Genomic DNA, 13,842 nt, shown 5'->3' on the forward strand with positions numbered 1-13,842 from the left:
GCCCTTCATCGGGTTCTCTGCAGCGTGCGCAAGTCGGACCAGCCGATGAGCCGGACGCCCTCCTCCGCGATGGCGCGGCGGACCTCCGGATCGGTGAACAGGCGCAACTCCATGCCGCGTTTCGCGTGGTGCGGCATGATTCGCCGGAGCTCTCCGGTGTCCTCGAACGGGTGTATGTAGATCTCGGTGACCCCCGGACGCAACGCCCGGATCAGACCGGCCATGTCGTCCCGGACCGTTTCGTACGTCTCCCCCTCGGCCAGTTCGAAGGGCAGCGTCCACAGCCGGTCGAGGATGACCACGCCCGCCGCGTCGGCGGCCTCGGCCCTGCCCCGCGCGAACGGCTCCAGCTCCTCCGGCAGGCCCATGCCGTCGAGAGTCCGGGGCAGCCTGAACGGCAGGCCGTGCTCGGCGCACGCCGCGAAGACCACGTCGAGGAAGTCCCTGCCCGTGGCCAGGCCGTACAGGCTGCCCATGTGGTTGTCGGCGTGCGACGGGTTGAGGCCGAGGGCGACGGCCCTGCGGATCTGCGCGTCGATTTCCGCGCGTACCTCCTCGGGGTCGGCCCGCTCCTCCACCGTGCGGCAGTCGGCCGGGAAGTAGCCGGCGTCGTCCACGAGCGAGGACACCGCGCGGTCGCGGGTCACCGGCCCCCACCGGTATCCCTCCCACTCGCTGGTGAACGTCAGGTGGACGCCCACGTCGTAGCCGCCCGCGACAGCCGTACGGACCGCGTCGGGAGCCCACGGGCACGGCGTCATGAGGGTCGCCGAGCTGATGGCGCGGGCGGCGAGCAGGGAGGCGATGCCGGTGTTCGCCGCCCGGCACATGCCGTAGTCGTCGGCGTTCACGATCAGCAGCCGGTCTTCCGGCCCGGCGCCGAGCCGTTGCGCGAGGTTCACGTGATGTCCCACTTCCCTTCTCCGGACCCCGTGAGGCCGGTGCCGGTTCCCGCTCACGCTCACCTCGCGTTCCGGCCCGAGTACGAGGTGAGCACCGTTCCTATCCGATCGGCGATCTTTCGACAAGAGGGGTTTTCGAGTGCCCTGGCCCGCTACGGTGCACATCGTGAGAGATGTTCCGTTCGGTGCACGGGTGCGCGGATGTCTGCTGGGTGGGGCGATCGGTGACGCCCTCGGCGCCCCCGTCGAGTTCGACTCGATCACCACAATCCGCCGCGATCACGGTCAAGCGGGGCTGACCGACCTCGCGCCCGACTGGGATGGCACGACCGGCCGGGTCACCGACGACACCCAGATGACGTTGTTCACCGTCGAAGGGCTGATCCGCGCCCACGTACGCGTCGGGGAGAGGGGCGTCGGCGGCGGCGAGGTGCAGGTGATGCGCCACGCCTACCTGCGCTGGCTGGACACCCAGGAGCATCGCGTGCCGCCGCCCGCGGACGGCCTCGTGCGCACCGGGCGGCTGCGCGAGCAGGCCTGGCTGTACTCCCGCCGTGCGCCCGGCAACGCCTGCATGTCCGGGCTACGCGCGGGCCCCGGCCCGCTCGCCGCCCCCGGCATGCCCGGCCCGGTCAATCCCGGCTCCAAGGGCTGCGGCACCGTCATGCGTTCCGCCCCCTTCGGACTGGCCACCCGCGACCCGCGGGAGGCCTTCACGCTCGCGGCCGACTGCGCGCAGATCACGCACGGGCACCCCACCGGGTATCTGGCGGCCGGGGCCTTCGCCGCGCTGATCTGCCTCCTGGCCCAGGGCGCGCCGCTCGCGGAGGCCGTCCACGACGCCCTCGCACTGCTCGGCGAGCGGCCCGCGCACGAGGAGACCACCGCCGCGATCGAGGCGGCGGTCGCCCTGACCGGTACGGCGGAGCCGTCGCCCGAGACGGTGGAGACGCTCGGCGGCGGATGGGTGGCGGAGGAGGCGCTCGCGATCGCTGTCTACTGCGCGCTGATGAGCGGCGACGACATCGAGCGGGCGCTGCTGCTCGCGGTCAACCACTCCGGCGACAGCGACTCGACCGGCTCCCTCTGCGGCAACCTGCTCGGCACGGTGCACGGAGAGTCGGCCCTCCCCCAGCGCTGGCTGTCCCGGCTGGAGGGCAGGGACACCGTCGTCGAGCTCGCCGACGACTTCACCGCCGAGTTCACCGGCGGCCGCCTCCCCCGCGGCAAGTACCCCGGCTGCTGACCCGTACCCGGCGCCGCGTCCGCGGCCGGCTCGCGCCGCCGTCGCACGGCACGACGCCCGCCTTCGCGGGGAGTGCGTTCCGCTGGATCGTTGTAATCTTCCGGACGTATTGGTGATGCGGCCCGACGGGCTTCCGTTACTCGCGTGAGAGCGGACATGCCCCCATACCGCACGAGTCTTTCGTGCTGCCTGGGGGTTGGTCCGTGGCCGTTGTCCGGCATTCCGCGGAAGGTCTGCTTCAGCTTGCGTCAGTGCCGGAGAGAGTGCTCAGCGAGGTGATCGCCGAACAGCTCCGCATCACCCAGGGCGTCAATCCCGGCGCGAGCGAGCGGAGATCCTGGGACCACAGCCTGCCCGTCCTCGCCCGGGACCTTGTCGAGGCCGGGCTCGGCGGCGTCGAGATGCTGCTGGAATACCAGTTACCCCTCACCAGCAAGCGGGCCGACGTGATCCTGGCCGGCGTGGACCGGCACAGCGGCGACGACACGTACGTCATCGTGGAGCTCAAGCAGTGGAGCCACGCCGAGTTGTACGAGGACGACGCCGACCTCGTACTCGTCCCGGGCATGGGCTACCACCCCAAACTCCATCCGGTCCTGCAGGTGCGCGGCTACTGTGACTACCTCGCCGACTTCGTCAGCACCTTGGAGCACCGCCGTGACGCCGTCCGCGGCGTCGCCTACCTGCACAACGCGAACGACCTGGACATCCACGACCTCTACGACCGCGTGGAGGACGAGCGGACCCGCCTGTTCAGCCAGAGCCGTCGTGGCCGGTTCATCGACTACCTGCGCGCCCAGTTCGCGCCCGAGCCCGGCGCCCCCGCGGCGGACAGACTGCTGTCGTCCGCGGTCCGGCCGTCGAAGCAACTGCTGAAGGTGGCCGCGGCCGAGATCAAGCATCGTGACCAGTTCGTCCTGCTGGACCAGCAGCGCTTGGCGTACGAGATCGTGCTGCACGCGGTGGAGAAGGCCAGGGCGGCCGACTCCAAGGAAGTCGTGATCGTCACCGGCGGTCCCGGCTCCGGAAAGAGTGTCATCGCCCTGTCGTTGCTCGGCGAGCTGGCCGAGCGCGGCTACCCGGCACACCACGCCACGGGATCGCGATCCTTCACCCAGACGATGCGCCGTCACGTGGCCAAGGGCTCCCCGCGGACGAAGGCGATGTTCAAGTACTTCAACAACTTCATGGCCGCCAGGCCGAACGAGCTCGACGTACTCATCTGCGACGAGGCTCACCGGATCCGCGAGACCTCCGCAAGCCGCTTCACCAGGGCCGCCGACCGCACGGGACGGTCCCAACTCGACGAGTTGATGGCCGCGGCCCGCGTGCCCGTCTTCCTCCTGGACGAGCACCAGGTAGTACGGCCGGGCGAGACCGGCACCGTTGCCGACATCAGGGCGCACGCGCAGTCGCTCGGCCTGACCGTGCACCAGGTGGACCTGGACGCCCAGTTCCGCTGCGGCGGCAGCCGGGCGTACGAGGAGTGGGTGCTGCGGCTGCTCGGCCTGAACGGTGAGGAGCCCCAGCCGTGGACCGGTGATTCGCACTTCGAGGTCACTCTCGCAGAGTCGCCGTACGAACTCGAGGGACTGCTGCGCGGCAAGCTGAACGACGGTCACTCCGCACGGATGACGGCCGGTTACTGCTGGCAGTGGAGCAACCCGGTGGACGACCGCCTCGTATCCGACGTACAGGTCGACGGCTGGTCCAAGCCGTGGAACGTCAAGGGTGACCGCGCCGTCGGCGACGCCCCTCCCAGCGCGCTGTGGGCCACCATGCCGGGCGGCTTCGAGCAGGTCGGCTGCGTGTACACGGCCCAGGGCTTCGAGTACGACTGGAACGGCGTCATCCTCGGTCCCGACCTCGTCTACCGCGACGGTCGCCTGGTCACCGTACGCGCCGCCAGCAAGGACCCGGAGTTGATGAAGAAGAGCGTCACCGACGAGCAGGCCGACCGGCTGATTCGCAACACCTACAAGGTGCTGCTCACCCGCGGCATGATCGGCACCGCCGTCTACTCGGCGGATGCCAAAACCCAGGACTTCCTCGCCTCGCTGCTGAATCCCTGAGCATGTGCCGTCAACACGGTCCGGAGCGGCTCACCCGAGGACCTGCGGATCGCCGATCTCGTTCTCGGCAAGCGGCTCAGATCCACCTCGGGCGGCCCGATCGCCTATGTGACCTCGTCAGCACACGAGCCGTGACGTGGGGGTCCAGCGCGTGAAAGCGCACTGATCGTGCTGCTGAGGTCCCCGCCGGGATTGATCTATACAACTCTGTCCGGATTGCGCCATGATCTGGACGTTGTCACGTTCCACGCTGGTTGGAGATGTCCTGCGGACATGTCAATAGTCATCCCTCAGTACCAGGACCTGGCTGCGGCGCACCCCGAACTCTTCCACCGTGCCGCCGCCCTCCGCGCGGCGCTGTCTGTCGAGGACTGAGTTGCCGGCTCAGGGCCGGGGTTCGGCCGGCCCGTCGGACGGCGAGCCGTGAGCCCCGTCGGGAACACGCAGCCGCTCAGGCCGAACGACCCGCGGACGATCGGCGGCTACACGATCACCGATGTCCTCGGCCAGGGCGGGCAGGGAGTGGTGTATCTGGGCACCGCTCCTGGCGGCGGGAAGGTCGCCGTCAAGGTGCTGCACGCCCGTTTCGGCGCCGGCGACCGGGAACGGCTGCTGCGCGAGGCGGCCATCGCCCGGCGGGTCGCGGCCTTCTGCACCGCCCGGGTGCTCGACGCCGGCATCACCGAGGGCCAGGCGTACGTGGTCAGCGAGTTCGTGGACGGCGGCTCCCTCGAGGAGCTCGTCCGTCAGGAGGGACCCAGGGACGAGGGCGGGCTCACGCGGTTGGCGCTCGCCACCCTCACCGCGCTGTCCGCCGTCCACGCGGCCGGCATCGTGCACCGAGATCTGAAACCCGGCAACATCCTGCTCGGCCCTGAGGGTCCCGTCGTCATCGACTTCGGCATCGCCAAGGTCGTCGACGCCTCGTCGGCCCGGACGAGTGCACCCATCGGCACTCCCGCGTTCATGGCCCCGGAGCAGATCGCGGGCGCGCGGGTCGGGCCGCCGGCCGACATCTTCAGCTGGGCGGTCACCATGGCGTACGCCGCGACCGGACGTATGGTCTTCGGCGGCGACAGCGTCCCGGCGATCCTCAACCGGATCACGAACCACGAGCCCGACCTGACCGGTGTGCCGGACTTCCTCCGTCCGCTGCTCGCCCGGTGTCTGGCCAAGGACCCGGGGGAACGGCCCGCCACCACCGATCTCCTCTCCGCCCTCACCCGGAACGCGACCGCGTCCGCCGCACGTCCTGCCGCCGCTCCGGCCGTCCACCCCGGCCGTACGCTACGCGTCACCCGGAGGGCGCCCTTCCTCCACCGGGTCCACTGGTCGCCGCGCGCCCGCTGGGGGTTGACGGCAGGCATCGTGGCGACGGGCGGCGCGATCACGGTGTTCGCGGCCGCCGCCCTCGTCCCTCGGGACTCCGTCTCCGAGCCGGACGACATGCCGGCCGCCGTTCAGGTCCAGCCACCCGCCGCCACGACACCGACCGTGCTTTCCCTGCCGGTGTCCTCCCCTCTGCCGTCTCCCTCGGAACCCGCGAGCCCTCCGCCCTCCCCTTCCACGCCGGAGGAGGACGCGTCGGAGGAGGACGAACAGACGGAGGACGAACAGATCGAGGAGGAGCAGACGGATGACGTGCGGGCCGAGGAGACGGCGCCGACGTGGAGCCTCGCGGCAGCCGGCAGACCCTTCGCGCTCACCGGAACCAGGGGCGCCGGCGACCTGGCGGTCGTGGAGGTCGGCGGCGAGCAGCGAGTCGTGTCCGGCGGCCCGGACGGCAGGGTGTGGCTCTCCGCGCTGACCGGGGAGAAATCGTCCCGGCGAATCCTCGGCACCATGGACGCCTTCGTCGTGCACGTCGCGGCGACCGTGGCCGAAGGCCGTCCGTACGTGGCCACCGCCAGCAGCCTGGGCACCGTCCGCGTGTGGGACGCGGCGACAGGAGACGTCCTGGTGCCCAAGGTCACCACCGGATGGACAGGCCAGATCCACGCGCTCACGCTCGGCACGTACCACGGCCGGCCCGTGGTGGCGTTCGCGCACAGCAGCGCCGGTGTGCTCGTCGGGGACGTGCGGGCGCGGTCGTTGATCGGCAGGCCGCTGCTCGCCAAGGGATCGCCCTTCCTGGACTTCCAGGTGAACGACCTGGCTCTCGGCCACGTGGACGGGCGGGACGTCGTCGTGGCCGGCGCCCGCGACGGACGCGTGCGCGTCTTCGACGTCGCCACCGGCAAACGGGTCGGCAAGACCGTCGACCACAACACGGAGGAGAACGGTGTCGAGATCAGCGTGGTGACGACGGGATCCGGCTCCGGTCGGCGGCTCCTGGCGTCCGGCGACACGAGCGGCGCCGTCCGGATTTCCGACCTCGCCACCGGCAAGCGCGTGAGCACTTCCTGCGAGACCCGGTTCCCCGGCCGTCAGGTGAACGACCTCTCCTTCGCAACCGTCGGCGGGCGGAAAATGCTCCTCGTCTCCGCCGGCGAGAACCTGCGCCTGTGCGATCTGAAGAGCGGTCAGCTCACCGAGCTGGAGGTTCCGGGCTCCGAACCCGGCCACGGGGTCATGCGGATCGCCCTCGGCCGCCTCGGCGGGAAACCCGCCCTCGTCATCGGCAGGGACGACGGAAAGATCCGCGCCGCCCTCTGGCAGCCGGGCGAGGCGCGGTGATTGAGTGGTTCACATGACGCCGCGGACCGACGGCGACCGGCCGCCGGCGACCGTCGCGCCTCCGGGGCTTGGGCGGGGGCCGAGCGCTCCCCCGCCCATCTCCTACGGCCGCGCGCTGGTCGCGATGCCGTGTCCCGTGCTCAGTGCTGGACGAGGATCCTGCGGTCGTCGGTCTTCTTCTCCTCCTCCAGACCGACCGTGATCTCCAGGACCCCGTCCTTGTAGACGGCCGTCACGTCCTCGGCCTTGGCCGTCGGGGGAAGCGTGACCGAGCGGGAGAACGCGCCGTAGGCGATCTCGGAGCGGCGCGGCTCCCTGGCGTCCGTGATCTCCTTGGTCTTCTCGGCCCGGATGTGCAGCATCCCGTGGCCCACGGTGACCTCGAGGTCCTTGTCGGGGTCGATGCCCGGCAGCTCCGCCCGCAGCGTGTAGCGGCCGTCCGCGACGCGGTCCTCGACTCTGATGATCTGGCCGAACGGCCGGAACCCGTAGACCGGGCTCTCCAGCAGTTCCAGCAGTTCCGGGAAGGGGAACCGGCCCTGGCTCCGCTCCGTGAGGTTCATCGTGACCTCCTTGTCTCGATGACGACGCCTCAAGCACACACCCGGCGCCTCCCCTCCGGCAGGGCCGGACGTCCCGGCCGAAGGACCTCGAACCACCCGCCGCCACCGGGCCGTGGGTCCCCTCCGGCGGGGACCTTCGGCGACGCACCCGCGGCCCCGGACACCGCGTCCCGGCGGCCGTGCGGTGACCGAGGACGTTCGTCACGCCGTTCCGGGCCCATCGCCGCGTTCGCCACGTTCGCCGCCGCGTCACCGTGAAGGTGCCGCACACGGCCCGCGCACACGGCGGTTGGAGGAGTGACGGTGGACGAGCACGGATACATCCCGGGAGCGTTCGAGCCAGGCCTGCTGGATGCGTACCTGTCTCGCATCGGCAAGACACCGCTGCTGACCGCGCGGGAGGAGGTCGAGCTGGCCCGGCGCATCGAGGCCAGCGTGTACGCCCGCCACCTGCTCGGCGAGGACCCCGGCCGGCCGGAGGCGGCCGAGCTGGAGATCCTGGCCGCCGACGGCCTGCGGGCACGCGACCACCTCATCCGTGCCAACCTCCGCCTGGTGGTGTCGATGGCCAAGCGGTACCTCCACCGGGGCGCGTCGCTCCCCGACATCATCCAGGACGGCAACCTCGGCCTCATCGAGGCGGTGGACCGCTTCGACCACAGCCGGGGGTTCCGCTTCTCCACCTGCGCCGCCTGGTGGATCCGGAAGGCGATTCAGAAGGGGCAGGAAACGAGCGGGCTCGTCCGCATTCCCGGGCACGTCCGGGATGAGTTGCACCGGCTGGCCCGGGCCGAGGAGAAACTCGTGGGCGAGACGGGTCACGAGCCCTCCGCGGAGCGCCTGGCCGAGGAACTGGGGAGGCCGGTGGAGCGCGTCCTCGCCTGGCGGCTGCTCGCGCGCGACTGCGTCGCCCTCGACGCGCGGCGGGCCGGCGGCCCTCCATCCCCCGATCCGTCCCCACAGAGCGAACCGGTGGAGCACGCGACATGGGCCCGTCCGGAGGCGGCGCTGGAACGGGCCGCCCTGACGGACGCGCTCCGCTCGGCCAGAGCCGCACTCGCGCCCCGTCAGGCGCTGATCGTACGGCTGCGGTTCGGCCTCGACGGCACGGCGGAGCAGACCCGGCGGCAGACCGCCGAGACGGTGGGGGTGCCGCACCAGTGGATGAGCCGGCTGGAGCGCGAGGCGCTGGCCCGCATGCGACACCACGACGAGGGCAGGACCCTCGCCGCCTGGGCCGGTTGAGTTACGGGGGCGGCCCGAGGCCGCCACCGCAGGAGATCCGGGCGTGGCGCATGCTCGGCGGGAGGATCTCGCGCGTCCCGCAGGTCCGGGACGGCCGCCTGGTACTGCTCAGCCGGCGTGCCAGGATCCCGTGGAGACGATCGACCTCGGCCCGGGCCCCGGACCCCCTGGCCACGGTGCCGGCCCGCCTGCCCGGCGCCAGGGCTCGTCGCTGTTCGAGGAGGGATCCGCTGCTCGAACAGCCTGGACAGCAACCTGGTTCCGGTGATGTTCCAGATCAAGGAGCGCGCCCGGCAGACGCCCTTGCTCATCGGCCGGCGACAGCGCCGGAGCTGATCACGGTGTCCAGGCCGGATCCCGGCCGATGACGCCGAGCAGACGGTCGAACGGTGCGGCGTCGTCCGGGACTGCCACCGGCGCTCCGAAGGCGCCGCGTCGCCTGCCCATCTCTACCATGTTCTCGGTGAAGCCCAACGCCCGTGAGACGGCCTCCGGGTCCGGCTCGTACTCCTGGCCGGTGGCCCTGGCCAGGTCCCAGCCGTGCACGACCATGTCGACGAGGTACATGTGGGCCAGCGTGGTCATCGGCATGCCCATGGCGGGGCTGGTGCCCTCCCACGCCTCCGGCCGTGACCAGGCGGCCAGCGCACGCTCCGCCCGCTCGGGGAAGTCGCCCGTGTAAGGTCCCTGCTCGACGCGCGGTCCCTTGCGAGCCAGCGACTCGAACAGCTCCGCCACCCACTCGAGGTGGTTGATCAGGTCCTTGACGTCGAACTTCTCGCAGGGCGTCAGGAGCCCGAGCTGCTCCTGCCGCACCGAGCGCACCAAGCCCGCGGTACGTCCGGTGGCGCCCGTCATCAACGGCATCATCTCTTGCATGGCAGCCATCGTGCCGCGCCCGCCCGAGGCGCGGCTTGTAGAAACGCGACAGCGCGGCTGGGTGAACCCGTACGCGGGGCTCGACGCCTTCGACTTCGTCCGGCAGGCGCCGTCGTCCGGGATCTCAGCGTACGTGGAGCACTTCTGGGTCGTCACGTGGACGGATCTCCGCGAGCCGTACGAACAGCGCATCATCTCGCACCCCACGGTGAACATGACGATCACCCGGGATTTCCATCGGATCGCGGGCGTGATCAAGGGTGGCTTCTCCTACACCATGCGGGGCAGCGGCCGCGTGCTCGGCACCCGCTTCCGCCCGGGCGGCTTCCGGCCGTTCCTCGACGGTTCCGTGTCCCGGCTGTCCGGCCGCTTCGTGGAGGTCGGGGAGATGTTCGGAGCGGCCGGCGCGGCCCTGGTCGGACGGGTCCTGGCCGAGCCCGACTCCCGGGCCGCCGTCGCGCTCGTCGAGACGTTCCTGCAGGGGCTGGGGCCGTCCGAGGATCCGCTGGCGGAAGAGGCCGCGGCCCTGGTGGCGATGGTCGAGGACGACATGTCCGTGACCAGGGTCGACGAGCTGGCCGCCCGATCGGGGCGGTCGGTGCGCTCGCTGCAGCGGTTGTTCCGGGACTATGTCGGTGTCGGCCCCAAGTGGGTGATCCGCCGCTTCCGGCTGCACGAGGCCGCGGAGCGGATCCACCAGGGCCTCGACCTCGCCACGCTGGCCGCTGAACTCGGCTACACCGACCAGGCCCACCTGACCCGTGACTTCACCGCCGCGGTCGGGATGCCCCCTGCCGCCTACGCCCGGCTCAGCGGCCACGTCGCGCGCTGAAACAGCCCGATGCCAACCTCACGCCCTGAAAGCGGCATTCGCCGGAAGCCGCGCTCATGGGTGCGGTCTCCTGCGCCGAGCCCCGCCGCCAAGCCCTGAACGCACGAGCCCGCTCAGCGATCCGCCGTGCCGGACGTCTCGGGGAAGCGACGGGTGGCGACGACCGCGGCCAGATCAGGCGCGAGCCGCAGCTCCGCCGCGTCCAGCCCCGGATGGCCGAGCCAGTGCATCCGTGCCTGGTCGACTACGCCCTCGAAGCGCGGCGGCCAGTGCCGGGCCGGGGTCAGGTCGTCGACGACCAGCGTGCCTCCCGGCCTGAGCAGCCGGTGCGGATCGGCCGGCTCCTCACCGCTCTTGCCCTGGCCGCCGCCGTCGAGCACGAGCAGGTCGTACGGCCCGTCCCGGTGGATCTCCCGCCAGTCGCCGCGGATCACCGACACCTGCGGGTGGTCGAGGAAGACCTGGGCCGCCAGGGAGGCTCGTCGCGGGTCCCGTTCGACGCTGACCAGCCGGGCCCCGGGCCGGGCGCCCGAGGCCAGCCAGGCCAGGCCGACTCCGCATCCGGTGCCGGTCTCCCCGATCATCTCGGCTCCGGCCGCCAAGGCGTACAGCAGGCGCCCCTGCTCAGGCCGGCAGGAAGGAACGAAGCCCGCCTGCCGCGCCGCCTCGACCGCGCGCCCGACCAGTGGAGGCAGTCCCGTGAGGCGGTCGTATGCCGCCGTGCCGTCGATCGACATCGCTTCAGGCTAGGACAACGGACGCCCGTTTCGGCCCGCGCCGGTGGCACATCGGCGGCATGGACTATGCTCGCGTTGTTCGCAAAATGAACCGGCGTTCGCATAGCGAACAAGAAGGGGTGGTTATGGGCTCGGCCTTCGTCTACGCCGCGGCGCGCACGCCGTTCGGCAGGTTCAACGGGGCACTCGCCGACGTCCGGCCGGACGACCTGGCGGCCACCGCGTTGCGCGGTGTGCTGGCCAAGCTGCCCGGGCTGGATCCGGCGGAGATCGGCGACGTGGTGTGGGGCAACGCCAACGGCGCGGGCGAGGACAACCGCAACGTGGGCCGGATGGCCGTCCTGCTGGCCGGGCTGCCGGTGACCGTGCCCGCCACCACCGTGAACCGGCTGTGCGGGTCGAGCCTGGACGCCGCCATGATCGGTTCCCGGACCGTCGAGAGCGGCGACGCCGACGTCGTCGTGACCGGTGGCGTGGAGTCGATGACGCGGGCCCCCTGGGTGCTGCCCAAGCCGTCGCGGGCCTTCCCCGCCGGTGACGTGACGGCCGTGTCCACGACGCTCGGCTGGCGACTGGTGAACCCGCGAATGCCCAAGGAGTGGACGGTCTCCCTCGGCGAGGCCAACGAGCAGCTTCAGGAGAGGTTCGGGATCTCGCGCGAGCGGCAGGACGCCTTCGCCGCACGGTCGCACGTACTGGCCGACGCGGCCTGGAACGACGGCTTCTACGACGACCTGGTCGTCCCGGTCGAGGGCGCCGCCCTGACCCGGGACGAGGGGATCAGGCCCGGCACGACGCCGGAGATCCTCGCCGGGCTCAAGCCGGCCTTCCGCCCCGGCGGCACCATCACGGCCGGCAACGCCTCCCCGCTGAACGACGGCGCCTCGGCGGTCGTGCTCGGGTCGGAGGCGGCCGCCGGCCGGATCGGCGCGGACCCGATCGCCCGTGTCGCGGGCCGCGCCGCGTGCGCGCTGGAACCCCAGATGTTCGGGTACGCGCCGGTCGAGGCCGCCGACCAGGCGCTGCGCCGGGCCGGCATCGGCTGGGACGACGTCGGCGCCGTCGAGCTGAACGAGGCGTTCGCCGTCCAGTCGCTGGCGTGCCTGGACGCCTGGAAGGTCGATCCCGGGATCGTCAACACCAGGGGCGGCGCCATCGCCATCGGCCACCCGCTGGGCGCCTCCGGCGGGCGCGTCCTCGGCACGCTCGCCCACGTGCTGCGCGAACGCCGCCGGCGGTGGGGTGTGGCCGCCATCTGCATCGGCGTCGGCCAAGGCCTGGCCGTCGTCCTCGAGAACGTGAGCGCCTCATGACCGCCGTGTTCACCGACCCGGACGAGGCCGTGGCGGGCATCGCGGACGGCTCCACCGTCCTGATCGGCGGTTTCGGCCTGGCCGGCATGCCCATCGGGCTCATCGATGCGCTGATCCGGCAGGGCGCGACCGACCTGACCGTCGTCAGCAACAACGCGGGCAACGGCGACACCGGGCTGGCGGCGCTGCTCGCCGCCGGGCGGGTGCGCAAGATGATCTGTTCGTTCCCCCGGCAGAGCGACTCATGGGTGTTCGACGGCCTCTACCGGTCCGGGAAGATCGAGCTGGAGGTCGTCCCGCAGGGCACCCTGGCCGAGCGCATGCGCGCGGCCGGGGCCGGCATCGGCGCCTTCTACTGCCCCACCGGGGTCGGCACCCCGCTGGCCGAGGGCAAGGAGACGCGCACGATCGACGGCCGCGACCACGTGCTGGAATATCCGATCAGGGGGGACGTCGCCCTCATCGGTGCCCACGTCGGCGACCGGATGGGCAACCTCGTCTACCGCAAGACGGCCCGCAACTTCGGGCCCGTCATGGCGACCGCCGCGACGCTGACGATCGCGCAGGTGCACCACGTCGTCGAGACCGGCGGGCTGGACCCCGAGAGCGTGGTCACCCCCTGCATCTACGTCGACCGGATCCTGGACCTGAGCGCGACGGAGGGAAACCAGTGAGCACCGTGGAGCACCTGGACCGCGGCCCCCTCGCGCGCGACGAGCTCGCGGCGCGCGTCGCCCGGGACATCCCGCCCGGTTCCTTCGTGAACCTCGGCATCGGCCAGCCGACGATGGTCGCCGACCACCTCCCGGCCGCCTCCGGGGTCGTCCTGCACACCGAGAACGGCATGCTCGGCATGGGGCCCGCCGCCCACGGGGACGAGATCGACCCCGATCTCATCAACGCCGGCAAGTTCCCGGTCACCGAGCTGCCGGGGGCGTCGTACTTCCACCACGCCGACTCCTTCGCGATGATGCGCGGCGGTCACCTCGACGTGTGCGTGCTGGGCGCCTTCCAGGTCTCCGGACGCGGCGACCTCGCCAACTGGCACACCGGCGCCCCCGACGCCATCCCCGCCGTCGGCGGCGCCATGGACCTGGCCACCGGCGCCAAGCAGGTGTTCGTCATGATGACCCTGTTCGCCAAGGACGGCACGCCCAAGCTCGTCCCCGAGTGCACCTATCCCCTCACCGGGCTCGCCTGCGTGAGCCGCCTCTACACCGACCGCGCCGTCTTCCACATCGGCCCCGAGGGCGTCACGGTGGCCGAGACGTACGGCACGAGCGTGGCCGAGCTCGCCTCCCGGCTGGAGGTCCCCCTGCGCACCCTCGATGCGACAGAAGGGACAAACCGGCGGGCATCATGACGACCAGGACCGAC

Annotated in this window: 12 protein-coding genes; 8 read left to right on the forward strand and 4 right to left on the reverse strand. The window is 71.6% G+C overall.

What is annotated here, in order from left to right; translation table 11 throughout:
- Positions 1-5: 5 nt before the first annotated feature.
- Positions 6-914: a polysaccharide deacetylase family protein gene (locus HHX30_RS27005; protein WP_211592581.1), complete on the reverse strand. Its 909-nt coding sequence runs from the start codon at positions 912-914 to the stop codon at positions 6-8.
- A 154-nt stretch (positions 915-1,068) separates the two neighbouring features.
- On the opposite strand from HHX30_RS27005, the gene HHX30_RS27010 reads away from it, so the two are divergent.
- From HHX30_RS27010 to HHX30_RS27020, 3 genes are all read left to right on the forward strand, one after another.
- On the forward strand, positions 1,069-2,148 hold the full coding sequence (locus tag HHX30_RS27010; RefSeq protein WP_311922877.1) for an ADP-ribosylglycohydrolase family protein: 1,080 nt from the start codon (positions 1,069-1,071) through the stop codon (positions 2,146-2,148).
- A gap of 251 nt (positions 2,149-2,399) precedes the next feature.
- Complete coding sequence (locus HHX30_RS27015) at positions 2,400-4,220, forward strand: DUF2075 domain-containing protein (RefSeq protein WP_311922878.1); 1,821 nt, start codon at positions 2,400-2,402, stop codon at positions 4,218-4,220.
- A 423-nt stretch (positions 4,221-4,643) separates the two neighbouring features.
- Positions 4,644-6,896 (forward strand): WD40 repeat domain-containing serine/threonine protein kinase, encoded by a 2,253-nt coding sequence (locus HHX30_RS27020; protein WP_169984907.1) that lies wholly within the window; start codon positions 4,644-4,646, stop codon positions 6,894-6,896.
- A 140-nt stretch (positions 6,897-7,036) separates the two neighbouring features.
- On the opposite strand, the gene HHX30_RS27025 is transcribed toward HHX30_RS27020, so the two are convergent.
- The gene (locus HHX30_RS27025; RefSeq protein WP_169984908.1) at positions 7,037-7,459 is read right to left on the reverse strand and encodes an Hsp20/alpha crystallin family protein; all 423 of its coding nucleotides are present in this window, start codon (positions 7,457-7,459) and stop codon (positions 7,037-7,039) included.
- Between the two features lie 303 nt (positions 7,460-7,762).
- On the opposite strand from HHX30_RS27025, the gene HHX30_RS27030 reads away from it, so the two are divergent.
- Positions 7,763-8,704, forward strand: coding sequence for an RNA polymerase sigma factor RpoD/SigA (locus tag HHX30_RS27030; RefSeq protein ID WP_169984909.1), 942 nt, complete (start codon positions 7,763-7,765; stop codon positions 8,702-8,704).
- 336 nt (positions 8,705-9,040) lie between these two features.
- Here HHX30_RS27030 and HHX30_RS27035 read toward each other — a convergent pair whose 3' ends face one another.
- Positions 9,041-9,583 (reverse strand): TIGR03086 family metal-binding protein, encoded by a 543-nt coding sequence (locus tag HHX30_RS27035; RefSeq protein WP_211592582.1) that lies wholly within the window; start codon positions 9,581-9,583, stop codon positions 9,041-9,043.
- On the opposite strand from HHX30_RS27035, the gene HHX30_RS27040 reads away from it, so the two are divergent.
- On the forward strand, positions 9,582-10,415 hold the full coding sequence (locus tag HHX30_RS27040) for a helix-turn-helix domain-containing protein (RefSeq protein WP_169984910.1): 834 nt from the start codon (positions 9,582-9,584) through the stop codon (positions 10,413-10,415). The genes HHX30_RS27035 and HHX30_RS27040 overlap by 2 nt on opposite strands.
- Positions 10,416-10,528: 113 nt before the next feature.
- On the opposite strand, the gene HHX30_RS27045 is transcribed toward HHX30_RS27040, so the two are convergent.
- Positions 10,529-11,152: an O-methyltransferase gene (locus tag HHX30_RS27045; protein WP_169984911.1), complete on the reverse strand. Its 624-nt coding sequence runs from the start codon at positions 11,150-11,152 to the stop codon at positions 10,529-10,531.
- A gap of 125 nt (positions 11,153-11,277) precedes the next feature.
- On the opposite strand from HHX30_RS27045, the gene HHX30_RS27050 reads away from it, so the two are divergent.
- Genes HHX30_RS27050 through HHX30_RS27060 form a run of 3 tightly spaced genes read left to right on the forward strand, consistent with a single transcriptional unit; the run spans position 11,278 to position 13,828 of the window.
- A complete protein-coding gene (locus HHX30_RS27050) occupies positions 11,278-12,465 on the forward strand; it encodes a thiolase family protein (RefSeq protein ID WP_169984912.1) in 1,188 nt (395 codons plus the stop codon).
- The gene (locus HHX30_RS27055) at positions 12,462-13,139 is read left to right on the forward strand and encodes a 3-oxoacid CoA-transferase subunit A (RefSeq protein WP_169984913.1); all 678 of its coding nucleotides are present in this window, start codon (positions 12,462-12,464) and stop codon (positions 13,137-13,139) included. Before HHX30_RS27050 ends, HHX30_RS27055 begins: the two co-directional genes overlap by 4 nt.
- The gene (locus HHX30_RS27060) at positions 13,136-13,828 is read left to right on the forward strand and encodes a 3-oxoacid CoA-transferase subunit B (protein WP_169984915.1); all 693 of its coding nucleotides are present in this window, start codon (positions 13,136-13,138) and stop codon (positions 13,826-13,828) included. Before HHX30_RS27055 ends, HHX30_RS27060 begins: the two co-directional genes overlap by 4 nt.
- Positions 13,829-13,842 lie beyond the last annotated feature (14 nt).

The sequence above is a fragment of the Microbispora sp. H10836 genome, assembly GCF_012999525.1.
Taxonomy (GTDB): domain Bacteria; phylum Actinomycetota; class Actinomycetes; order Streptosporangiales; family Streptosporangiaceae; genus Microbispora.